This is a genomic window from Streptomyces sp. NPDC008317 (genome assembly GCF_042955955.1).
Lineage (GTDB): Bacteria > Actinomycetota > Actinomycetes > Streptomycetales > Streptomycetaceae > Actinacidiphila.
This window is the reverse complement of record NZ_JBIBFQ010000015.1, coordinates 96,888-119,044: the sequence shown is the minus strand read 5'-3', so window position 1 is coordinate 119,044 and position 22,157 is coordinate 96,888. Positions and strand designations below refer to the sequence as shown.

Here is a 22,157-nt window from a genome sequence, read left to right as displayed (position 1 = left end):
GGCGGGGCCCGCCGGCTCACCAGAGGGTGTAGCCGCCGTCGATGACGAGGATCTCGCCGGTGACGAAGGACGAGGCGGGGCTGGCCAGGTAGAGCGCGGCCGGGGCGATCTCCGACGCCTGCGCGTACCGCTGCATGGGCACTTCGTCGATCCAGTAGTGCTTGTACTCGGGCAGGTCGATGTCCGAGATCTCGGTCTTCGTGTATCCGGGCGCGATCGCGTTGACCCGTACCGACCTCGGCGCCCACTCGGCGGCCAGGGACTTGGTCAGGTGGTGCACCCCGGCCTTGGACACGGCGTAAGGGGCGTGCCACTGCGGGCGGTTGATGATCATGCCGGACATGGAGCCGACGTTGACGATCGATCCGGTGCCGCGCTCGACCATCGACTCGCCGACGACCTGGCTGACCTTCCAGACCGCGTCGAGGTTGGTGGCCATCACACGGTCCCAACTGTCGTCGTCGATGGTCAGGGACTCGCCGTGGATGCCGATGCCCGCGTTGTTGATCAGGACGTCGACCGGGCCGAGCTCCGCGGTGACCCGCTCGTTCATGGCCACGATGTCCGCGCGGCTGGTGACGTCGGTCCTCGTCGAGATCGCGGTGGCGCCCAGCGCGGTGAGTTCGGCGACCGCCTCGGCGTTGCGCGCCTCGTCCCGGCCCGCGATGGCGACGGACGCGCCCGCTTCCGCCAGCGCGGTGGCGATGGCCTTGCCGATACCGCGGTTTCCGCCGGTGACGACGGCGACCTTGCCGTTCAGCCGGAACTGGTCCAGGACACTCATGCCGATTGCTCCTCGGTTGACGTCGGCGCTGACTGCGCGTCGGGCACCCGGACGATCCGGTCCGCGCGGGTGCGGGTTGCGTGAATGAGTTCTGCGTTGCGCTGGTCGGAGCCGTGCGACCGCTCGTACGCCTCCGCCGCCGACCGGCCGTACCGCATGTGCCGGGCGATCAGCCGTTCCATGCGCACGTCCTCGTCGGGGTCGACGTACCAGCACGCGTCGAGCAGCGGCTGTACGGCTCCCCACCGGGGCCCGTCGACCAGCAGGTAGTTGCCCTCGGTGACGACCAGCGGGACGTCACGGGGGACGGGCACCGCGCAGGCTATGGACTCCTCGATGGCGCGGTCGAAGAACGAGGCGTAGACGACCTCCTCGTCGCGGGCGCGCAGCCGGCGCAGGAGGTTGATGTAACCGGCCGCGTCGAAGGTGTCGGCGGCCCCCTTGGAGGCGTGGCGGCCGAGCCGGTGCAGTTCGGCGTTGGCCAGGTGGAAGCCGTCGAGGCTGACGAGCACCGCCTGGTCACCGAGTGCGTTCACCAGGGCTTCGGCGAGAGTGGACTTCCCGGAGCCGGGCGCGCCCGTGATTCCGAGGATCCGGCGCTGCCCGGAAGTGATCAGCGCCCGGGCCGAGTCGATGAGGGCGTCGTAGTCCGCGCCGTCGGCCCCGGGATTGTGCTGGGGGTCGGCGGCCGGTCCTGGGGGGTTCAATTTTCGCCTTTCGAGAGATCCGTCGGTGCCGCGTGCGCGCCCTGCGGGGCGGAGTCCCCGGCGGGTGCTTCCACGCCCACGAGGGTGTCCGGCGCCTTGGCGCCGGTCATGACGGCGACGGCTTCTTCCATGCTGGTGTCGTTCTTGTCGACCAGGGCGATACGCCGCCCCAGCCGGTGGATGTGGATCCGGTCCGCGACCTCGAAGACGTTAGGCATGTTGTGGCTGATGAGCACCACCGGCAGGCCGTTGTCGCGGACGCGCAGGATCAGGTCGAGGACCTGGTTCGTCTCGCGCACGCCGAGCGCGGCGGTCGGTTCGTCCATCACCACGACGCGGGTCGCCCACGCGGCGACGCGCGCCACCGCGACGGCCTGCCGCTGCCCGCCGGAGAGCGTCTCGACCTTCTGCCGGATGGACTGGACGCGGATGCCCAGGTCGGCCATCTGCTGGGCCGAGCCGCGGCGCATGGCGCCCTTGTCCAACTGCCGGAAGACCGTGCCGAGTACGCCGCGACGGCGCTGCTCCCGGCCGAGGTAGAGATTCTGCGAGATGTCCAGGGCCGGGGCCACGCCCAGCTCCTGGTACACCGTCTCGATGCCCGCCCTGCGCGCGTCGAGCGGGCTGCGGAACTGCACTTCCTCGCCGTTCAGACGCAGGGTGCCGGAGCCGGGGACGACCGCGCCGGTCAGCGATTTGATCAGCGTCGACTTGCCCGCGCCGTTGTCCCCGATGACGGCCAGGATCTCGCCGGGCCGCAGGTCGAAGTCGGTGTTGTCCATGGCCACGACGTGGCCGTAGTGCTTGGTGAGGCCGCGGCCCTCCAGCACCTTCGGCTGGGACCCGGACTCGGCGGGCTGGGACCCGGTGGGGGTGTACCTGCCGGGAGCGGATCCGTCGGGCAGGGATGCGGAGTGCGTCATCGCGACTGCCTCCTTCGTACGAGTTGGTCGACGCCGACCGCGACGACCACCAGGACACCGGTGGCGACCTGCTGGTAGAGCGAGTCGATACCGGCCTGGGTGAGGCCGTTCTGCAGCACGGTCACGATCAGCGCGCCGATGAACGTTCCGATGACGCCGCCGCGACCGCCGAACAGGCTGGTGCCGCCGATGACGACCGCGGTGATGCTGTCGAGGTTGGCGGTCGAGTAACCGCTCGGGTCGGCGGTCGGGGTACGGCCGAGCGCCTGCCAGGCGGCGAAGACGTAGACGACCGCGGCGACCATGTACACCCCGAGGAGCAGGCGCTTGACCTTGATCCCGGCGAGTTCGGCGGCCTTGTGGTTGTCACCGAGGGCGTAGACCCGCGTGCCCCAGGAGGTCTGTCCGAGGGCGTAGGCCAGGACGGCGGTGAGGCCGATCCAGAGCATCACGCCGTAGGTGATCGTCACCCCGCCGACCGTCACACCGTTGTTGAGGCAGGTCAGCAGGCTGGAGTTGATCGGGTACGTCTGCGACGAGGTGTAGAGCCGGGCCGCCGCGGCCACCACGGACATCACGCCGAGGGTGACGATGAACGGTGGCAGTCTCAGCAGCGAGACCAGCGCGCCGTTGACCGAGCCGACCGCCACGCACACCACCAGGCCGACCAGCAGCGCCAGGGCCGGGTTGTTGTGGACGGCGATCTTGCCGATCACGACAGAACCGAGCACCATGATCGCGCCGTTGGCCAGGTCGATGCCCGACGTCAGGATGATCAGGGTCTGTCCGAGGGCGAGGGTGCCGACCACGACGGACTGCTGGGCGATCAGCGACAGATTCTCCGAGTTGAAGAACGTGCTGGTCGACAGCGTGAAGACGATCACCGCGACGATCAGGGCGGCGAGCGGTCCGGCGATCTGGTTGCCGGCGAAGGCGCGGAGCAGGCTGCCGCGCGAGATCCCCGTCTCCAGCGCCTCCGCGTCTGCGTCATGCGTCGTCGTTCCTGTCACTTCGGACCCCAGCAGTGGTCGAGGCCCCAGGCGGAGGTCTCGGAGGCGATGCCCTTGACCGGCTTGTCGGTGATCAGGACGGTGCCCGAGTCGGTGACGCCGGCCTTCGGCTTGGTGCCGTCCTTGATGTAGGCGGCGGCGGCCTCGACGGCCATCTCACCCATCTTGCTGGGGAACTGCATGGCGGTGGCGCCGATGACGCCGTTCTTCACGTCCTGGACGCCGGAGCACGCGCCGTCGACCGAGACCAGCGTGGTCTTGCCCGCGAGGCCCTTGTTCTTGATGGCGGTGTAAGCGCCGTGCGCGGTCGGCTCGTTGATCGTGTAGACGACGTTGATGTCCGGGTGGGCCGACAGCAGGTTCTCCATCGCGGACTGCCCGGTGTCGATCGTGCCCTGGGTGAGCGCGGTGCCCGCCACCTGCGGCGACTTGGCGGTGATGCCGTAGCCCTCGAGGAAGCCGTCGTGGCGTCCCTTGGCCGGACCGTCGGACAGGTCGAAGTCGAGCATCGCGATGTGCGGGTCCTGCGGCGAGGACGCCTTGGCCCACTGGCCGATGAGCTTTCCCGCGGCGACGTTGTCGGTCGCGTAGGTGGCGTCCGCGGCGCTCTCCGGCGACAGCGGCGAGTTGACGGTCATCACGAGGATGCCCTTGTCCCTCGCCTGCTTCACCACGCCGTTGAGCGCGGTCGCGTTGGCCGGGGTGAGCACGATGGCCTTGACCTTGTTGGCGATCATGTTCTCGATGGCGGTCACCTGGGTGGCGGAGTCACCGGGCACCTTGGCCTCGGCCTTCATGACCTTCCAGCCCTTGGCCTTGGCGGCGGCCTCGGTCGCCTTCTCCAGGGTGCCGAAGAACGGGTTGCTCAGGTTCAGCTCGACGATGCCGATCGTGACCGCTCCGCCGGAACTGCCGGTGGTGCTGCCGCTGCTCGAACTGCACCCCGCGACGGCGAGGGCACAGGTTCCGGCCAGGGCCATGACTCCGAGCTGTGCCGGTCTGCTGGCCCATCGGGTGATCTTCATGGGGTTCCTCCTGGATGCGGGGCCGTTAACTCGGCCAGTCGGCAGAGCACGGGGCGATGACAGAGATATTTCGCAATGTTTCACTGGCTGTCAAGCAGAAATATTTATCTTTTGTCTTTCCACCGACAAAAGAACGTGCTTCACTAAGCTCTGGCCGACGTCCGAGACCGGGAGTGAGATGACTGCGACGACCAGTACGACGACAGGCGGCCCGTCACCGTGGCGGGCCGACGAGGGGCCTGGAAGAATCCTGGAACTCATCACCACGGGCCAGGCCCGCACGCGGTCCGCCCTCACCCAGGTCACGGGCCTGTCCCGGTCCACGGTCGGCCAGCGGCTCGACGCGCTGTTCGCCGCCGACCTGATCCGCGAGGGCGCGGAGAACGTGCCCTCGCGCGGCCGGCCGTCCAAGACGCTCCAGCTCAACCACGCGGCGATGCTGATGATCGGCGTGGACATCGGCGAGGAGCGGACCCGTATCGCGGTCACCGACCTCAACACCAACATCCTGGTCGACCGGGTCGAACGACTCGCCCTCGGTGAGGGCCCCGACGTCCTGCTCGACAAGATCACCGAGACCGTGCGCGACATGATCGTCCAGGCCGGACTGGGCGACATACCGGTGGCGGGCATCGGCCTCGGCCTGCCCGCGCCCGTGGACTACGACGCGGGCAAGGTGCTCGGCTGGTCGATCATGTCCGGCTGGGACGGCTACGACATCCGCGGCCACCTGCGCAGGACCTGGCAGGTCCCGATCCTGATCGACAACGACGTCAATCTGCTCACCCTGGCCGAGCACCGGCGGTTCTGGCGCGACGAGCCGCACCTGCTCTACATCAAGGCCGGTACGGGGGTCGGCAGCGGCATGGTGATCGGCGGCCAGATCAACCGCGGCGCCCAGGGCGCGGCGGGCGACATCGGCCACGCGCACATCGGCGGCTTCGGTGACCCCCAGTGCCGCTGCGGGAACCTCGGCTGCCTGGAGGCCCTGATCGGCGGCTGGGCCCTCGCCCGCGACCTGCGCAGCCGCCAGCACAGCGACAGCCACGACGCGCGCTATGTCGTCACCCAGGTCAAGCGCGGCGACACCGAGGCCGTCGCCAGCCTGCGGGCCGCGGGCCGCGTCCTCGGCGAGATGGTCGCCTACGCCACCAGCCTGCTCAACCCCGACGTCATCGTCCTCGGCGGCATGCTCGGCACCACCGGCGACCACCTGCTGGCAGGCGTGCGCGAGGTGATCTACCAGCGCTCACTCCCGCTGGCCACCCGGCAGTTGCGCATCGTGCCCACCCGCTACAAGTCCCGCGCCGGGATCGCGGGCGCGGGCTATCTCGTCCGCGACCACGTCCTGAATCCCGCGACCCTCGACATCACCCTGGCCGCCGGAGGCTCCCCGATCGCGGTGACGTGACCTCCGGCCCCCGCGGCTACGTGGTCGCCAGCAGCGTGGCGACCAGGCCGCGCGCCCATGCGCTGGAAGCGGGGCGGGCGCTGAAGATCGCGCGGTAGTACAGCGGGCCGAGCAGCGTGTCGACCGCGCGCTCCAAGGACGGGACCTTGCCGCCGCGCGCCTGCTCGCGCTCGATGATCGCGCGGAGCTGGTCGTGCCGGTCGGCCGTGCACGCGCAGCCGCCCTCCGGGCCCGAGCCGATCGTCGCGCGCATCAGGGCCAGCACGTCGGGGTCGGCGAGGTCGGTGGCGACGTCGCCCATCCACCGCTCCAGGTCACCGGCCAGCGAGCCGGAGTCGGGTACGACGATGTCACCGCTGAACCTGCTGGTCGCGACGTCGGCCAGGAGCTGCGCCACCGAACCCCAGCGCCGGTAGACGGTGGTGGGGTGCACCCCGGCGCGCGCGGCGACGGCGGGAATGGTGAGCGCGTCGCCCGGTTCCGTGGCGAGCGATTCCTCGACGGCTCGGTGCACTGCGGCCCGTACGCGTGCGGAACGGCCACCGGGACGGGTCTGGACTGCTTCGGTCATGAGGAAATTATCGCACCAATCGCTGCGTTAGCATGAACGTCGCTAACGCAACGATCACTGCAATCGGAGAGTCGTATGACCGGCGCGCTGACGCCCCAAGAGAAGAGCCCCGCGTCCCCGGGTGTCACGTCCCGGGGCGCCGAGCCCGTGGCGATACCGGGCGCGGGGAACGGCTCCCGGCGGCGCGGCCTGAGCCGTCCCGTCGCCTTCGCCGCCATCGCCGCGATCTTCATCCTGTTCATGGCGGCGTCGAGCGCGCCGTCCCCGCTCTACGTCGTCTACCAGCACGAATGGAACTTCTCCGCGTCCATGCTGACCACCGTCTTCGCGGTGTACGTCGTCGGCATGATCGGCGCGCTGCTGGTGCTCGGGGCGCTGTCGGACCACATCGGCCGCCGCCCCGTCCTCGTCTCGGCCATCGCGCTCGAAGCCGTCGCGATGCTGCTGTTCATCGTCGCGGGAGACGTCTCCGTGCTGCTGGTGGCCCGCTTCGTCCAGGGCATCGCCACCGGCGCGGCCATGACGACACTCGGCGCGACCCTGGTCGACCTCAACCCACCGCACGCACCGCACCGCGCCGGAGTCATCAGCGGCGCGGCCCCCACCTTCGGCCTCGGCGTGGGCGCGCTCGGCTGCGGCTTCCTCGTGCAGTACGGCCCGCACCCGACCCGCCTGGTCTACGTACTCCTGCTCGCCGGTCTGGTGCTCGCGGGCCTGCTCGTCTCCCTGCTGCCCGAGACCTCGCAACGGCGGCCCGGCGCGGCGCGTTCGCTGCAACCGCGCCTCGGCGTCGCCCCCCGGCTCCGCGCCGACCTCGTCGGACTCGTGCCGATCCTCGTCGCGAGCTGGGCGCTGGGCGGTCTGTACCTCGCGCTCGGCCCCTCGGTCGCGGTGGGACTGTTCGGCCTGTCCAGCCACGTCATCGGCGGACTCGTCGTCACCCTGCTGTGCGGACCGGCCTCGATCACCGCCTTCGCCCTGCGCGGCTGGCCCACCGAACGCACCCTCGCGCTCGGCGCCGCCCTGCTGGTCACCGGCACCGCCGTCGGCCTGGCCGGAGTGCAGGCCGAGTCGGTCACCACGGCCGCCCTCGGCACCGCCGTCGCCGGTGTCGGCTTCGGCGCCGCCGGTCTGGCCAGCTTCGGCACCCTCGCCCGGATCGCCGAACCGGCCGAGCGCGGCGAACTCTTCGCCGTCGCCTTCGTGATCTCCTACCTCGCCTTCAGCATCCCCGCCGTGGTCGCCGGATTCGCCACCACCGACGTCGGCCTCCACCGCACCGCCGTCGTCTACAGCGCGGCCGTCATCGTCTTCGGCGCCCTCGCCCTGATCGCCCAACGCGTCCGTATCAGCCGCACGGCGGCGAACGCGTAGCACCGACGCGCGGCGCCTACCCGCAGCACCCGCGGTCCTCGGCCCCACGGCCGAGGACCGCCGGGCGTCAGCGGGTGAGCAGCGCGGCGACCGCCCGGGCGGTGGGGAGGGATTCGCCGTGGGTGAAGACCGCGTTGACCGCCTCGGGCAGGACGTCCTCGGTGCCCGGCCAGCCGAGGCACACGACGACGGCGCCGGGGGAGAGGGCCAACTGCCGTGCGAGCGCCGCGTCCTGGGCGGGATCGCTGCCGGGCGTGCCGACCAGGACCACATCGGCCGGGATACCGGGGGAGGCCGTACCGTCCTGCGCCTCGCCCGGTGTCAGGTCCCCCTGCTGGGCCCGGCCCTCGACGGTCGCCGTCCGCGCGAAGACCGCCTCGACGGTCGAGCCGGGCAGCCGTTCGAGCAAGGCGTCCGCGACCAGGTCGGAGAGCCGCCCGGTCGCCACATTGCGCCGCCTGCGCACGTCCACGACGCGCACCGCCCCGCTCAGCGATCCGGCGACCTGTCCGCGTACGCGCAGCGCCCGCCGCGCCGCGGCGGCGTTGGCGTCCGTCACGTCCGACGTCACCGAAGCTTCCGAGACGTCACCGCCTCGGGCCCCTCGGGCCCCTTGAGTCCAGTCCGAGAGGGCGTGGACGCGGGCCGCCGCCTCTTCGAGCCGGGCCACCGGCAGGCGGCCCTCGGCGACCGCCCGCGTCACCGCGTCCAGCACCGCGCGGAATTCCTCCTCGTCGGTGGGCGTGCCACCGGTCAGCGGCAGGCCCGGATTGCCCAGGCACACCAGATCGACGCCCGCGGCCAGTGCCCGCACCGCGCTCTCGGCGAAGCCGATGGTCTCGGCGACCGCCAGCATGCTGATCGCGTCGGAGACGATCACGCCGTCGAAGCCCAGACCGTCGCGGAGCAGGGCGACGACGGCGGGACTGACCGTCGCCATCGCGCTGTCCAGCGCGGGGAAGACGATGTGCGAGGTCATCACGCAGCGCACCCCGGCCGCCACCGCGCCCGCGAACGGCACGAGGTCCCGGCTCCGCAGCGTCTCCAGATCGACCCCCACGACCGGCAGGCCCACATGCGAGTCGACCTTCGTGTCGCCGTGGCCGGGGAAGTGCTTGGCGCAGGCCGCGACCCCCTCGGCCTGCATCGCGGTCACGAACGCGGCCGTGTGCGTGCCGACCAGACCGGGGTCCGCGCCGAAGGAGCGCACCCCGATCACCGGGTTGGCGGGGTCGGAGTTGACGTCCGCCACCGGCGCGAGCGCCAGGTCGATGCCCGCCGCCCGTACGTCACGGGCGATCCCGCGCGCGACCGCCGCGGTCAGCGCGAGGTCGTCGGCGCGGCCGAGCACCGCCGCGCCGACGTGCGGAGAGCCGCCGCGCACATGCAGCCGGGTGACACCGCCGCCCTCCTCGTCCATCGCGATGACCGCCCGCCCGGCCGCGTGGATCCGCTTTGACAGCGCCGCGGTCTGCTCGGGCGACTCCAGATTGTGCCCGAAGTAGCAGACGGAGCCCAGGCCGTCGCGCAGGGCGTCGAGCAGCCACGGCGGCGCCGACGTACCGGTGAAGCCCGGCATGAGGACGGCGTGGACCAGCCGCCGGGTCCGCTCGTCCACGGCGGGCACGGTGCTCGTGGTGCTCCCGGAGGTCCTGGTGTTCACAGATGGCATGGAGTCCTCACTTCACGGCGCCGGCCACCAGGCCCATGGTCAGCCGTCGTTGGGCCAGCACGAAGACGATCACGACCGGAATCGTCACCAGCGTGGAGGCCGCCATCAGGCCGCCCCAGTCGTTGGTGTTCTGGCCGAGGAACTCCGCGAGGCCGACGCCGACGGTCATCCTGTTCTGGTCGGACAGGAAGGTCAGCGCGAAGGTGAACTCCTCCCAGGCCAGGACGAAGGAGAACGCGCTGGTGGCGATGAGTCCCGGCACGACCAGCGGCAGCAGGATCGAGCGGAACATCCGCCACCAGGAGCAGCCGTCCAGGTAGGCGGCCTCCTCCAACTCGACCGGCACCGCGGCCACGAAGCCCCGCAGATTCCAGATCGCGAACGGCAGCGCGAAGGCCGTGTAGACAACCGCCAGGCCCAGCAGCGAGTTGAGCATCCGCAAGTCCTTCATCTGAAGGAACAGCGGGATGACCAGTGCCTCGGCGGGCAGCATCTGCACCACGAGGATCAGCACCAGCACGGTGGTGCGCAGCCGGAACCGGAAGCGCGCCATGGCGACCGCGCCGAGCAGCGCGAGCACACCCGAGGCGACCACCACGATCACGGTGACGATCGCCGAGTTGACCATGTAGCGGCCGAAGCCGCCCGAGGCCCCCGAGGACATCACCTTCGAGAAGTGCCCCATCGTGAAGTGCGTGGGGAACAGGCTGTCCGTGCCCGAACTCGCCCGCCCGTTCAGCGCCGTGGAGAGCATGAAGTACACCGGGAACAGCGTGAACAGCAGGACCAGCGCCGTGGCCGCGAACTTGCCGGTCCTGACCCAGTTGGAGGATCTGGCAGTCATCGGATCTCATCCTCTTTGAACAGCACCCGCAGGTACACCGCGGTGATCGCCAGCAGGACGACGGTGAGCAGGACGGCGATGGCCGCGCCCAGCCCGTACTGGTTCTGGTTGATCGCCTTCATGTAGGACCACACACCGAGGTTGAGCACGTCCGGGTTGGAACCCGCGCCGCCCGGCATCAGGTAGATCTGGGTGAAGACCTTGAAGTCCCAGATCGTGGAGAGCACGGTGACCACGGCGAACACCGGCCGCATCACCGGCACCGTGACGTGCCAGAACCGCTGCCAGGCGCTCGCGCCGTCCAGCCGGGCCGCCTCGTGCAGTTCCTGCGGCACCGTGGTCAGCCCGGCGAAGACGGTGATGGCGACGAACGGGTAGCTGTGGTGGATCACGTTCAGCTCGGCGATCGAGTAGAACGACAGCCGGTCGGTGAACCAGTTGTACCCGTCGGGACCGAGCAGCCCGACACTCTGGAAGGCCCGCCGGGCCAGGCCCGAGTCCGGATCGAAGATCCACACCCAGACATAGGTGCCGGTGACCGCGGGCAGCGCCCACGCGATGAGCGCGGAGGCGATGACGGCGGCCCGCGACTTGGGACCCAGGGTCTGGAGCAGCAGCGCCACCAGCGTCCCGAAGACGATGGTGCCCGCGACGGCGACCAGCGCGAAGAGCACGGTGTTCGGCAGCACGGTGTGCCACAGATACGAGCCCGCCAGCGCCTCGCGGTAGTTGTCCACACCGATGTACGTCGGGTGGCCGGAGATGATCTCCTTCAGGCCGTAGCGCTGGAACGACAGATAGGTGACGCGCACGATCGGGTAGAGCAGCAGCGCCGCGATCACGGCCAGCGGCGCGGCGAGCAGCAGCCACGGCCGCAGCCGGGCCACGAGCGGCGGCGTGCGCCGGACCGGACGGCGCGCGTCCTCCGCGAGTGCGGGGACGGTGCGCACGCCGTCGGTCACGGTGACGTCCTCCACGTCAGCTCCCCTGGAGCGTCTTGGTGATGGAGTCAGAGGCTGTCGTGGTGGCCTTCTGCACCGAGGTGCCGGTAAGGATCGACTGGAGCATCTGCGTCACGGTCTGGTCGCCCTCGACGGCGCCCCACTGCGGCGCGCTCGGCACGTTCTTGCCCGCTTCGAGCATCGTCTTGGCGAACGGCGCCACCAGCGGGTCGGGGCTGTTGGCGTACTGCTTGAGCTGCGTGGTGGTGCTGGGGAAGTAACCCGCCTGGTCCGCCCACTGCTTGCTCAGGCCGCCGGTGGTCATCAGCTTGATGAACTTCCAGGCCAGATCGGGGTTCTTGCTGGTCTTGAGGACCGCGAGATTGGAGCCGCCGAGGAACGCGGGCGCGATGCCGCCGTCCTTGCCCGGGATCGGGAAGGCGCCGATCTTGTCCTTGAGGGTGGGGTCGGTGGCAATCGCGGTCTTCGGGGTCCAGTTGCCCTGGATCACCATGGCGGCCTTGCCCTTGACGAAGGAGTCGAGCAGGTCGGTCTCCTTCCAGGTCGAGGCGCCGACGCTGGAGGAGTCGTCCTTGAGCGCGAGGTTGGTGTAGAACTCCAGGCCCGCCCGGGCCTGCGGCGAGTCGAGGGTGCCGGTCCACTTGCCGCCGCTGTCCTTGGCGAAGTCACCGCCCGCACCCCAGATGAAGGGCGCCGAGGCGTACGAGCTGGCGCCGGCGATCGGCATGGGCATCATGTCGGGCTTCTTCTGCTTGAGCGTCTTCACGGTCTGCTCGAGCTCGGCCCAGGTGGCCGGGGTCTTCAGGCCCAGCTCGGTGAAGACGTCCTTGCGGTAGACGATCGCCCGCACACCGGCGTACCAGCCGACGCCGTACTGCTTGCCGTCGTAGGTCGCGGAGTCCTTCAGCGCGGGGATCAGATCCTTGGAGATGCCCGCGGAGTCGATCTGCTGGGTGAGGTCGGTGAGCCCGCCCGCGGCGGCGAACTCCGGGGTCCAGGTGGTGCCGATCTCCGAGACGTCGGGACCGCCGCCGCCCGCGAAGGCGCGGACCAGCTTGTCGTGGGCGTCGGCCCACTGCACTTCCTGGATCTTCAAGGTGGCGCCGGTCTCGGCGGCGAACTCCTTCTTCGCCGCGGCGTAGAAGGCCGTCGCGTCCGGGTTGGTGCCCTTCATGACCCACCAGGTCAGCGACTTGCCGTCGGCCGAGGAGGGGGAAGAGGAGGACGAGCCGTCGTTCCCGCACGCGGTGAGCAGGAAGACGGCCGCGGTGAGCCCGGCAATGCCTGCCTTGCACATAGATCTCATCGAGCTGTGTCTCCTTCGCGGTGCGGTGCCAGAGGTGTCGGACGGGGACCCCGGCGGCGCCGTCCCCCGTACGCGCAGCCCCGCCCGCCGGGCGTACGGCATGGCCGGACGGTCCGGCTGCGGACCGCCCTTGGGCTGCGGTGATTCGGCAAGTATGGAGATGACGGCCTGACGCGTCAATAACTACCGCGAGCGGCGGTCATAGTGTTCGTTTTTAACATCATCTCCGAGCTACGCTGTCGCTGACGTCATCTGGAGGAAGCCATGGCCAAGCGCGCACTGTTGCCCGTGCCCACCGCGCAGGACGCGTCCGCCGCGGTCCCTCCGACCGCGGCGGCCCCTCCCGTCTCCGGCGTCACGGCGCACCGGGCGCCCGACGACGCGCTCGCCGGTGACGTACTGGTCAGGATCCGCGGCGCCGTCCCCTCCCTCCAGCCCGCGGAGAAGCGGGTCGCGGCGGCGATCCTGAGCGATCCGGCCGGGGCGGCGCGGCTGTCGAGCACGGCGCTGGCCGGGCAGGCGGAGACCTCGGTGACGACGGTGATGCGCTTCTGCCGGACGATCGGGCTGCGCAATTACCCGCACCTGCGCGTGGCGCTGGCCGGAGCGGCGGCGCGCGAGGACGCGCAGAGCGCGGACCGGCTACGGGCCAGCGGCGACATCAGCGAGGCGGACACCCTCGCCCAGGTCGTGGACAAAATCGTGTACAACGAGGCGCGGGCGCTGGAGGAGACCGGTGCAAACCTCGACCTCGACACCCTGGAACTGGCCGTACGGGCGATATCCCAGGCCCGCAGGATCGACATCTTCGGCATCGGGGCGAGCGGCTTCGTCGGCCAGGACCTGCACCAGAAGCTGCACCGCATCGGCCTCATGGCGTTCATCTGGACGGACGCGCACGCGGCCCTGACCGCCGCCGCCCTGCTCGGCAAGAACGACGTGGCGGTCGGCATCTCCCACTCCGGCGCCACCGTGGACACCGTCGACCCCCTGGAGGCCGCCGCCGAGCGCGGCGCGACCACCATCGCCCTCACCAACTTCGCGGGCTCGCTGCTCACCCGGTCCGCCGACCTGGTGCTCACCACCGCGGTCCGCGAGATGCCCCTGCGGTCCGGCTCCACCGCCAGCCGGATCGCCCAACTGGCCGTGGTCGACTGCCTGTTCGTCGGCATCGCCCAGCGCTCGTACGACCGCGCGACCGCCGCGCTCGCGCAGACCTACGGCGTGGTGCACCAGCGCCGCCCCCACCCCCACCCCGGCCGACGCGCGTCAGCCGAGGACCACTGACCCCGCCACACCGCTCGACTCGCCCGCCGCCACCGCCCTGCCGCCTTCTGCGCCGACGCCCTCCGTGCGCGGTACTGCCCTCAGCCCAGCGCTCCGGTGCCGGCTCCGCGGCCGTCCGAGCCCCCTTCGAAGCACCTGACGAGGCCATGGCGGCCGGGCAGGACGTGAACTGACGGTGACGCCCGGTCAGCCCGGCTGCTTCTCGATGTGGTCCAGGATTCTCTTGGAGATCAGAGCGAGCGTGCTGAGCTGACTCGGGGTCAGGGCATCGACGAACAGGCGTCGTACGCGCTCCACGTGCATCGGCGCGGCGTCTTCGATCGCCTTGTAGCCGGCAGGAGTCGCGACGACGAATGCTCCACGGCCGTCGTCGGGGCATTCCTCCCTGACGGTGAGCCCGCGTTTCGTCATCCGCGAGACCTGGTGGGACATCCGGCTCTTCTCCCACTCCACGGATTTGGCCAGATCCAGGAACCGCATGCGCCCCCCGCCCCTTTCGGTGAGGCTGGAGAGCACGATGTAGTCGGACGCGGACATTCCGGAGTCGGTCTGGACGTGGCGGGACAGCCGTCCGATGAGGGTCTCCTGCATGCGGATGAAGCTGTCCCAGGCGGCCTTCTCTTCCGGCTCGAGCCAGCGTGGCGTCACGTCCATACGCACAGTCTATCGATGTTGTTGACATCTCACCTGCTTCCGTGGCAAGCAGGACGCGACCCGATGTCCCCACGTCAGGCCCGCGGATCCGCCGTATGAGTCGCGAGCGCGAGCGGGGTTGGCTGAGCGTGGGACGGCTCCTTCAGTTTCCGTTCGCGGCCGAGCGTGATGACTGCCGTTCCTGGTTCCGGAACTGTGCGGGCGATGAGCCGACGACGCGGCGGAACGCGGTGCTGAACGCGCTCTCGGACCGGTAACCCGTGGCGCGCGCCAGCTCGGAGATCGACAGAGTGTCGCGGGCGAGGGCGTCGCGGGCGAGGCTGATGCGCCATTGGATCAGGTACTCCAGCGGCGGGACACCGACGTGGCTCTTGAAGGCATGGGCGAACGCGGAACGTGACATGTGGCTGATCTCGGCGAGCTCCTTGAGGGTCCAGGAGTGGGCCACGTCCGCGTGCACGGCGCGCAGGGCGGCACCGATGCCGTCCTCGTTCAGGGCGCCCAGCCAGCCGGTGGGCCGGTCGGTCTGACCGGCGTGGGCGCGGAGCATGTGCACGAGCAGGATCTGCGCGAGGTGGTTCTGCACCAACGGGCCACCGGCGGCGGTGATCCCGACCTCGGTGGCGAGGAGATCGATCAGCTGGGCGAGCCGCCCGCCATGAGGATCGCCAACGCGGACGATCACGAGCGGCGGCAGAAGATCGGTCAGGAGTGCCGCGTTCCTGTCGTCGAACGCGATGTGCCCGACGCAGAGGTAGAGGTCCTTCTCGGACTCCGGGCCGATCCGCACGAATCCGTCGTCGGCGCCCGCCCACACCGGCTCCGCGGGGCGCGGGCTTGCGTCGAGCGTGCTGGCCAGCACGTAAGGCGGCGGGTTGCCCAGCATGAAGGTGTCACCCTCCCGCAGGAGCACCGGCTCGTGCCCTTCGAGGATCAACCAGCACGTGCCGCGTACGAGGCCCCCGACCCGCACGTGAGGAAACGTGTCGAAGCGCAGAGCCCACTTTCCCGAGGCCCGGAGATTGGGCCCAATCACCGTGCGGGGCCGGAGCAGGCTGATCGCGTCGGCCACCGGATCCCCGAACCCGAGCATCGACGACATCTCCTGGACGATACGTAAACAATGCAAGACTATCCGTCATTGATCGTACTCCACTGCTCCCGCAGTATCGATGTCGTACAGATGGGCACCGGGACGGTGAGGGAGACATCCACATGGGACAGCTGGAAGGCAGGACGGCGGTGGTCACCGGGGGCAGCACGGGTATCGGTCTGGCCACCGCGGTACGGCTGGCGGACGAGGGCGCGTATGTCTTCGTCACCGGTCGCCGCGCGTCCGAGTTGGAGGCCGCCGTCAAGACCATCGGAGCGGACCGGGCCACCGCGGTCGTCGGCGACATCGCGAAGCCGGAGGACCTGGACCGGCTCTACGCCGCCGTCCGGGCGCGAGGCAACGGTCTGGACGTGCTCGTGGCGAACGCGGCGATCGGCGCGTTCGTGACACTGGAACAGACCACCGAGGAGCACTTCGACCAGACCTTCGGGGTCAATGTCCGAGGCACGCTGTTCACCGTGCAGAAGGCGTTGCCGCTGCTCAACGACGGAGCGTCGCTCGTCCTGGTCGGCTCGACGGCCGGCGACCGCGGCGTGGAAGCGTTCGGCGCCTACGCGGCGTCGAAGGCGGCCGTCCGGTCCTTCGCGCGGACGTGGTCCAACGAGCTCAAGACCCGCGGCATCCGGGTCAACGTGGTCTCGCCGGCATGGATCGAGATGCCCGGGGGCACCGCCGCCTTCGGCGACGAGGAGACCGCCCGGGCCGTCAAGGAGAACGTCGCCGCGACCGTGGCCAAGGGCCGCATGGGCCAGCCCGAGGAAGTGGCCGCGGTCGTGGCCTTCCTCGCCTCGGAGCAGAGCAGCTACGTCGTCGGCGCGAACATCTACGTCGACGGCGGCACCAACCAGATCTGACGTGGACGGGACGACCCCGAGGTCGCCTTCGGCGACGCAGCCGACGAGCCCGTACGGAAGCGCCACGGGGCGTGCGATGTCGGCCCCCAAGGCCGAAGCGGCCGAGACGTGCGGCGGATCGACAGCGCGTCGGGGTCGGTCACCAGGTCGACCAGGAACGGTCCGTCGTGCGAGAGCGCCCGCCTCCGCAGTACCCCTGCATCTGCTCGGAGGTGCTGATCATCTCGCGGTATTCGCCGCACTCGACGAACAGCCGTTCCGGGTGCTTCTCCTGGAAGAAACCGGTGCCGATCTGACGGGACGGGATGGGTGAGGCGAGTGCCAGCACGGGTGCGCCGGAGCGGTGCGCGTTCCTGGTGCGAGCCGAGCCACAGGCCGGGCGGGGGGGGGGAGGGCCGGCGTGAACGCGTGAGCGATCAGTCTTGAGGCGCCTTGAGTTCGAGACTCGCCGGGAGCGCGGCGACGGTGCGGTTGAGGAGAAGGACGAGACTCTCCGCGCTGTCGCCGTCTTCCGGGCGCCGCATCCAGACTCGTTGGGCGTCACGCGAGGCGACGAGGAAGAGGTCGAGCAGGAGCCTGGGCCTGGGATCGTCCGCATCCGAAATGCCCAGGACCGGTGCCAGGGTGCTCAGCGCAGCCTGAACGGCCTCGTCGCAGAACCGGAGATTGTGCGCGGTGAACGACGGGTGGACGGCGTCGAGCCCGAGCGCAAGGAGCGTGAGCCGGGTCCAGTTCGCGTCCCGAGCCGCACATTCGCGGATGGAGGCGACCAAGGTGTCGCGCAGGACGGAGAGGACTGTCGCGTCGGCGTCGCGGGACTGCGGCTCCGAATCCAGCCGCCGCAGGAACTCGCGCCACAGATCCTGCAACGGCGTCATCGCCGCGTCTTCCTTGCTGGTGAAGTACCGGAAGAACGTGCGCTTCGAGACGCCCACCTGAAGGCACAAGTCGTCGAGGGTGACGGCGTCCGCGCCGTGAAGGGTGAAGGACTCCAACGCATGGACCACCAGGTCCCGGCGGGTCTGCGCCTTCTTGCGCTCCCTGAGTGTCTCCGGCCGGGCTCCGCCCTGCCCTCCGACCGGTCTGGCGCCATCCACGCGTGCAGCCTACCGTGAAACCCTCGACGTGCCACTTGGTAGCATGTGCCTCTCAGGGGCACATTGAGGAGGGCTTCCGTGAGGGCACTGATGGTCGACCACACACGCGGTACGGCGCTCCGGGTGGGCGAGGCCGAACCACCTCGGCCCGGCCCTTCCCAGGTCCTGGTGAAGGTAGACGCGTTCTCGCTCAACTACGGGGAGATCGTGACCGCGCGCGAACTGCCCGACGGTGCCATTCCGGGGTGGGAAGCGGCCGGACATGTCGTCGAAGCCGCACGCGACGGCTCCGGGCCCCCGGTGGGTACGCCTGTCATCACACTCGACGAGGCGAACGGCTGGGCCGAGTACAGGGTCGCGGACACCGCGATGATCGGTGTGGTTCCCCGGGACGCGGATCTCGGCGGAGTGAGCACCATCCCGGTCGCCGCCAACAGTGCTCTGCGCGCGCTACGGCGCATCGGCCCCATCCTCGGCCGAACCGTCATGGTCACGGGCGCCACCGGGGGAGTCGGACGCTACGCGGTGCAACTCGCGCGCATGGGCGGGGCCACGGTCGTCGCCGTCACCGGCTCGGCCGCGCCGTACGCCGACGAGCTGCGCTCTCTCGGTGCCGCCGAGGTGGTCTCTCGCCCCAGTGAGTACGCCGGATCCGTGTACGGAGTCGTCGAGTGTGTCGGTGGCGCGCTCCTCGTGGAGGCGTTCGACCTCCTGGAGCGGGACGGGGTGCTCGTCGCCCTGGGGCACGTCGCTCCCGAGCCGGAGTCGTTCCCGCCGGGTGCCCTCATTGCCGGTCCGGCGCGTCACAACCGCAGCATCGTCACCTTCCACCAGCTCGACGGCGCTCCGCTGCCTCCCGACCTCAGCTGGTTGAGCGAGCGGGTCGCCATGGGGGACCTGACTCCGTCAGTGGCGTGGCGCGGCTCCTGGCACCGCGTCGACGAAGCGATCGACCGGCTTCTCACGCGCACGCTCCACGGCAAGGCGGTGGTCGAAGTCGGCCGCACAGAGGCTGACGGAAGCATCCGGCCGACCTCTGGCGCGTGAGGCGGGCGGAGTCGTTCTCGGCGCCGCTGACGAGAACTCAGCCGAGCGGTGTCCCCACTGCGCGCCGGGGCGCCGGTCGTGTCACTGACCGCAGGGCCCCGCGTGGTCGCAGTACGGCTGGAGGCGGCTCTGACCGCAGCCGCACAACACGGCCCTGGTCTCAGCGCGCACCCCTTGCGGCGTTGTTGGCGGTGGTGGTGTGCGGCAGCATCCACGCGCTGCGCGAGCCGGTGCACTGCCGGGCCCCCGGCGCTTGGACGGCTGATCACTGGCCAGTCTGGAAACCGCGATCTCGATCTGGCGACCGTCGGGCCGGCTGTAGCCCAGGGGGACGTGCAGGGTTCCGCACTCCAACCGCGGCGCGGCGGCTTCTTTCGGGCACGGTCCCCACTTCAGGGGTGCCGCGGTGTCCTTGGGGTGTCCGTCGTCGCCGCGGAAGCGGCCGCGAGCGCGGTCGCCGCGATCGCGACGACGGTGAGGGTGAGAGCGAGTACCTTCCGGCGGGGCCGCAGCGGCCCCTGCCGGTGGGCGGCACGGCCATGCGGGCCCGCGTCAGGCGAGGAATCCTCGTCAGGGGTCGGAGGTCTGTGCCCGGCCTCCCCTCCATCCGCTGCTGTCAAGGGTGTCGCACCGGCATCTAGTTGACATCTCAACCATGCGAGTGGCATGGTTTACATGTCAACTAAAGCGACGGCGGTGCGGTCGCTGCACCTGACCGGCGGGGAATCCGCGCACAGGTCGCCCGGGACGGATGTCCCGCCCGGCGGTCACGAACCACGCATCGCCATGCCCCGACCCGACGAAAGCGTTGAGCGAGTGAGCACGATGGACGTTTCGCAAATCGAGTTCGGCATCGACAGCTTCGGGGACCGGCCCCGGGACGACCAGGGCGTCATCGTCTCGCACGCCCAGGCCATCCGCGCCGCGGTGACCGAAGCGGTCCTCGCCGACCAGGTCGGTATCGACGTCGTCGCGTTGGGCGAGCACCACCGACCCGAGTACGCGATCTCCAGCCCCGAGACGGTGCTGGCGGGCATCGCGACGGCCACGAGGCGCATCCGGCTCGCCTCGGGCGTGACCGTGCTGTCCTCGGACGACCCGGTGCGGGTGTTCCAGCGGTTCGCCACGGTCGACGCGCTCTCCAACGGCCGCGCCGAGGTGATTCTCGGGCGCGGTTCCTTCACCGAGTCGTTCCCGCTGTTCGGGTACGACCTCAAGGACTACGACGTGCTGTTCGAGGAGAAGATCGACCTTTTCCATCGACTCCTGGACGAGAAGCCGGTCACCTGGGACGGCACCACGCGTGCCGCCCTGCGCGATGCCGACGTGTACCCGAAGACGGAGTCGGGACGTCTCAACACCTGGGTAGGGGTGGGCGGGACACCGCAGTCCGTGCTCCGCACCGCGCGATACGGCTTCCGGCTCATGCTCGCCATCATCGGCGGCGCTCCCGACCGGTTCGCTTCCTACGTGGATCTCTACCGGCGGGCCAGCGACGAGTTCGGCACAACGGCCCAGCCGATCGGGACCCATTCGCCCGGTTTCGTCGCCTCCACCGACGAAGAGGCCAAGGAGCTCTTCTACCCCGGGTACAAGGAGATCCGCGACCGCATCGGGAGGCAGCGCGGCTGGCCGCCGCTCCGCCGGGAGGAATTCGACGCGGAGGTGGACCGCGGGTCGCTGTACGTCGGCTCGGCCGAGACGGTCGCGGCGAGGATCGCCCATGCCGTACGAGTCCTGGACGCGGGCCGGTTCGACATGATCTACTCCGCCGCCGGCACCGTTTCGGCCTCCGCGCGCCTGCGTGCGGTCGAGCTGTACGGCACCCAGGTCATCCCTCGGGTCCGTGAACTTCTGTCCGAGCGGCCCGCGGCCTCGGCGGGAGCCACGCGATGACTGACCCTGTCACCACGGTCGGAATCCTGGGAGCCGGGAAGGTCGGCACTGTCCTGGCACGCCTGGCGGTCGCCGCCGGCTATCGAGTCCTGATCTCCGGGTCCGGCGACCCCTCCAAGGTCGCGCTCACCGCCAGGGTCCTCACGCCCGGAGCGACCGCCGTATGGCCGGCCCGGGCCGCCGATGCCGCCGACGTGGTGGTCCTGGCCCTCCCACTCGGCAAACACCGTGACCTCCCGGTCACGGAGCTGAAGGGCAAGCTGGTCGTCGACGCGATGAACCACTGGTGGGAGGTCGACGGTCCCCGCGACGAGATCCTCCCGCCCGACACGTCGTCGAGCGAGGCCGTTCAGCGGTTCCTGACGGGCGCACGTGTAGTGAAAGCCCTCAACCACATGGGCTACCACGATCTCGAGGACGGGGCCCGTCCGGTCGGCTCCGTCGGACGCAAGGCCATCGCGATCGCCGGGGACTCGCCCGAGGATCTCGCCGTCGTCGCTGACCTGATCACCGCACTCGGATTCGCCCCCCTCGCCATCGGCGGCCTTGCGGCGGGCGTCCGGCTCGAGCCGGGAACCCCCGCCTTCGGAGCCAACGTCGACATCGACCAGCTTCGCGCGCTCACCGCCGCCCCCGAGTCCGGCACGGCTGCTTGAGCACTCGTCGCAGAAGAACAGCGGCGCCTCGACCGGACCCGAAAACCGCGGTCACCTCGTCGCCTTCCGCGCGGAAGGACAGTCAGACAAACCGTCGTGCGGCGGTGCCCGACGCCGATTGCGCATGGAGGACGAATGCGGCCGATCATTCCCGACTATCGGGCAGAGGCACTGCGCCCTCTCAATCCCATGATCAACGTTGGTGCGATCACCGTGCACGCACTCGCCGGCGCGGTGAACCTGCTTCTGGCGGAGCGCGTGGCCTCACCGAGGACCCCGAGGCCGTCGTGGACGGTTACATCCGGCAGTGTTCCGTACTCGTCACCACGCGGGGTCGGCATTCCGGCGAAGAGCGGGGTGGCAGGGGGCCTGATCGGCGCGCTCCCCGGACAGATTGGCATGGCCACGTTCTCACCACGCCTGGATCGTCACGGGAACAGCGTTCGCGGGGTGTCCCTGTTCGAACCATTCTCCGGGGGCATGGGACTGCGTGTGATGGAGGTCCCCGCCGCCGCGCGTGCGGTGGCGCGGTCCCACCATGACGTGGGCAGCGGACCGAACGCGCTCCGGGTCCTGCGACTGCAAGGCGGCATCGGCTTCGCCGCGGCCGAGAGGGTCGTTCAGGAAGCCATGGCCGTTCCGCCTTCGGCCGTAAGGGTGGCCTTGGACCTGACAAGGGTCCATTCGATGGACGGCGCGGCGCGGCGCGTGCTGCTGGAGGTCGTGCGTCGGCTGACGCTGAGTGGTCACGAGGTGTATCTCGCCGACCCGGAATCGATCATGCCCGATCCCGATCCCGGCGACGGTGGCCGCGTCACCGTCGTGGACACCGTGGACCAGGCCGTGCGTCCGCCGAGGGGCGGCCCGGCACGGGAAGCGGTCGGCGGCGGAGCGGGGAATCATCCGACTCGCCGCCGGTGAAACGGAGTTCTCGCACAGAAATCGAGCCATCGGGCTCAAAGA

Annotated in this window: 22 protein-coding genes and 1 pseudogene; 8 read left to right on the top strand and 15 right to left on the bottom strand. The window is 70.1% G+C overall.

Translation table 11 applies throughout. From position 1 onward, the window contains the following. Positions 1-16: 16 nt before the first annotated feature. From ACFY9V_RS34555 to ACFY9V_RS34535, 5 genes are all read right to left on the bottom strand, one after another. Positions 17-784 (bottom strand): glucose 1-dehydrogenase, encoded by a 768-nt coding sequence (locus ACFY9V_RS34555; protein ID WP_355347616.1) that lies wholly within the window; start codon positions 782-784, stop codon positions 17-19. Further along, positions 781-1,491: a nucleoside/nucleotide kinase family protein gene (locus ACFY9V_RS34550; protein WP_355347614.1), complete on the bottom strand. Its 711-nt coding sequence runs from the start codon at positions 1,489-1,491 to the stop codon at positions 781-783. Before ACFY9V_RS34550 ends, ACFY9V_RS34555 begins: the two co-directional genes overlap by 4 nt. Beyond that, positions 1,488-2,273 (bottom strand): ATP-binding cassette domain-containing protein, encoded by a 786-nt coding sequence (locus tag ACFY9V_RS34545; protein ID WP_391128062.1) that lies wholly within the window; start codon positions 2,271-2,273, stop codon positions 1,488-1,490. The genes ACFY9V_RS34550 and ACFY9V_RS34545 overlap by 4 nt, the downstream gene beginning before the upstream one ends. Positions 2,274-2,410: 137 nt before the next feature. Then, entirely contained in the window at positions 2,411-3,424 is a 1,014-nt protein-coding gene (locus ACFY9V_RS34540; protein WP_355347608.1) for an ABC transporter permease, read from the bottom strand. Next, the gene (locus ACFY9V_RS34535) at positions 3,421-4,449 is read right to left on the bottom strand and encodes a substrate-binding domain-containing protein (RefSeq protein WP_355347605.1); all 1,029 of its coding nucleotides are present in this window, start codon (positions 4,447-4,449) and stop codon (positions 3,421-3,423) included. Before ACFY9V_RS34535 ends, ACFY9V_RS34540 begins: the two co-directional genes overlap by 4 nt. Positions 4,450-4,627: 178 nt before the next feature. Between ACFY9V_RS34535 and ACFY9V_RS34530 the strand changes: the two genes are divergently transcribed. Continuing rightward, positions 4,628-5,860, top strand: a complete 1,233-nt coding sequence (locus ACFY9V_RS34530) for an ROK family protein (protein ID WP_355347602.1) — start codon at positions 4,628-4,630, stop codon at positions 5,858-5,860. Between the two features lie 16 nt (positions 5,861-5,876). Here ACFY9V_RS34530 and ACFY9V_RS34525 read toward each other — a convergent pair whose 3' ends face one another. Next, the gene (locus ACFY9V_RS34525; RefSeq protein ID WP_355347598.1) at positions 5,877-6,431 is read right to left on the bottom strand and encodes a TetR/AcrR family transcriptional regulator C-terminal ligand-binding domain-containing protein; all 555 of its coding nucleotides are present in this window, start codon (positions 6,429-6,431) and stop codon (positions 5,877-5,879) included. 75 nt (positions 6,432-6,506) lie between these two features. Here ACFY9V_RS34525 and ACFY9V_RS34520 point away from each other — a divergent pair, with 75 nt between their 5' ends. After that, positions 6,507-7,805 carry an MFS transporter gene (locus ACFY9V_RS34520; RefSeq protein ID WP_355347595.1) on the top strand — a complete coding sequence of 433 codons (1,299 nt, stop codon included), beginning with the start codon at positions 6,507-6,509 and terminating at the stop codon, positions 7,803-7,805. A gap of 67 nt (positions 7,806-7,872) precedes the next feature. On the opposite strand, the gene ACFY9V_RS34515 is transcribed toward ACFY9V_RS34520, so the two are convergent. The 4 genes from ACFY9V_RS34515 to ACFY9V_RS34500 are packed head-to-tail and all read right to left on the bottom strand — an operon-like array spanning position 7,873 to position 12,589. Beyond that, positions 7,873-9,477: a glycoside hydrolase family 3 N-terminal domain-containing protein gene (locus ACFY9V_RS34515; RefSeq protein WP_391164281.1), complete on the bottom strand. Its 1,605-nt coding sequence runs from the start codon at positions 9,475-9,477 to the stop codon at positions 7,873-7,875. 7 nt (positions 9,478-9,484) lie between these two features. Continuing rightward, positions 9,485-10,321, bottom strand: coding sequence for a carbohydrate ABC transporter permease (locus ACFY9V_RS34510; protein WP_355347589.1), 837 nt, complete (start codon positions 10,319-10,321; stop codon positions 9,485-9,487). After that, positions 10,318-11,298, bottom strand: a complete 981-nt coding sequence (locus ACFY9V_RS34505; RefSeq protein ID WP_391164280.1) for an ABC transporter permease subunit — start codon at positions 11,296-11,298, stop codon at positions 10,318-10,320. The genes ACFY9V_RS34510 and ACFY9V_RS34505 overlap by 4 nt, the downstream gene beginning before the upstream one ends. A 1-nt stretch (position 11,299) precedes the next feature. Beyond that, positions 11,300-12,589 (bottom strand): extracellular solute-binding protein, encoded by a 1,290-nt coding sequence (locus ACFY9V_RS34500; RefSeq protein ID WP_391164278.1) that lies wholly within the window; start codon positions 12,587-12,589, stop codon positions 11,300-11,302. A 264-nt stretch (positions 12,590-12,853) separates the two neighbouring features. Between ACFY9V_RS34500 and ACFY9V_RS34495 the strand changes: the two genes are divergently transcribed. Beyond that, positions 12,854-13,876 (top strand): MurR/RpiR family transcriptional regulator, encoded by a 1,023-nt coding sequence (locus tag ACFY9V_RS34495; protein ID WP_355347579.1) that lies wholly within the window; start codon positions 12,854-12,856, stop codon positions 13,874-13,876. Between the two features lie 186 nt (positions 13,877-14,062). On the opposite strand, the gene ACFY9V_RS34490 is transcribed toward ACFY9V_RS34495, so the two are convergent. Together ACFY9V_RS34490 and ACFY9V_RS34485 are read right to left on the bottom strand one after the other, a co-directional pair. Beyond that, a complete protein-coding gene (locus tag ACFY9V_RS34490) occupies positions 14,063-14,530 on the bottom strand; it encodes a MarR family transcriptional regulator (protein ID WP_391164277.1) in 468 nt (155 codons plus the stop codon). 142 nt (positions 14,531-14,672) lie between these two features. After that, positions 14,673-15,632, bottom strand: coding sequence for a cupin domain-containing protein (locus tag ACFY9V_RS34485; protein WP_391164276.1), 960 nt, complete (start codon positions 15,630-15,632; stop codon positions 14,673-14,675). 113 nt (positions 15,633-15,745) lie between these two features. Between ACFY9V_RS34485 and ACFY9V_RS34480 the strand changes: the two genes are divergently transcribed. Continuing rightward, positions 15,746-16,498 carry an SDR family oxidoreductase gene (locus tag ACFY9V_RS34480; protein WP_391164275.1) on the top strand — a complete coding sequence of 251 codons (753 nt, stop codon included), beginning with the start codon at positions 15,746-15,748 and terminating at the stop codon, positions 16,496-16,498. A 139-nt stretch (positions 16,499-16,637) separates the two neighbouring features. Here ACFY9V_RS34480 and ACFY9V_RS34475 read toward each other — a convergent pair whose 3' ends face one another. Next, the gene (locus ACFY9V_RS34475; RefSeq protein WP_391164291.1) at positions 16,638-16,826 is read right to left on the bottom strand and encodes a hypothetical protein; all 189 of its coding nucleotides are present in this window, start codon (positions 16,824-16,826) and stop codon (positions 16,638-16,640) included. 88 nt (positions 16,827-16,914) lie between these two features. Next, positions 16,915-17,595 carry a TetR family transcriptional regulator gene (locus ACFY9V_RS34470; RefSeq protein ID WP_391164274.1) on the bottom strand — a complete coding sequence of 227 codons (681 nt, stop codon included), beginning with the start codon at positions 17,593-17,595 and terminating at the stop codon, positions 16,915-16,917. Positions 17,596-17,673: 78 nt separating this feature from the next. On the opposite strand from ACFY9V_RS34470, the gene ACFY9V_RS34465 reads away from it, so the two are divergent. Continuing rightward, positions 17,674-18,642, top strand: coding sequence for a zinc-binding dehydrogenase (locus ACFY9V_RS34465; RefSeq protein ID WP_391164272.1), 969 nt, complete (start codon positions 17,674-17,676; stop codon positions 18,640-18,642). Between the two features lie 243 nt (positions 18,643-18,885). On the opposite strand, the pseudogene ACFY9V_RS34460 reads toward ACFY9V_RS34465, so the two are convergent. Then, positions 18,886-19,154 (bottom strand): annotated as a pseudogene (locus tag ACFY9V_RS34460) (alpha/beta hydrolase); the annotation flags it as partial. Positions 19,155-19,467: 313 nt separating this feature from the next. On the opposite strand from ACFY9V_RS34460, the gene ACFY9V_RS34455 reads away from it, so the two are divergent. The 3 genes from ACFY9V_RS34455 to ACFY9V_RS34445 all read left to right on the top strand — a co-directional run bounded on the left by ACFY9V_RS34455 (position 19,468) and on the right by ACFY9V_RS34445 (position 22,115). Next, positions 19,468-20,538, top strand: coding sequence for an Atu2307/SP_0267 family LLM class monooxygenase (locus ACFY9V_RS34455; RefSeq protein WP_391164271.1), 1,071 nt, complete (start codon positions 19,468-19,470; stop codon positions 20,536-20,538). Further along, the gene (locus tag ACFY9V_RS34450; protein WP_391164270.1) at positions 20,535-21,194 is read left to right on the top strand and encodes an NAD(P)-binding domain-containing protein; all 660 of its coding nucleotides are present in this window, start codon (positions 20,535-20,537) and stop codon (positions 21,192-21,194) included. Before ACFY9V_RS34455 ends, ACFY9V_RS34450 begins: the two co-directional genes overlap by 4 nt. A 135-nt stretch (positions 21,195-21,329) precedes the next feature. Next, positions 21,330-22,115 carry a glutaminase gene (locus ACFY9V_RS34445; RefSeq protein ID WP_391164269.1) on the top strand — a complete coding sequence of 262 codons (786 nt, stop codon included), beginning with the start codon at positions 21,330-21,332 and terminating at the stop codon, positions 22,113-22,115. Positions 22,116-22,157 lie beyond the last annotated feature (42 nt).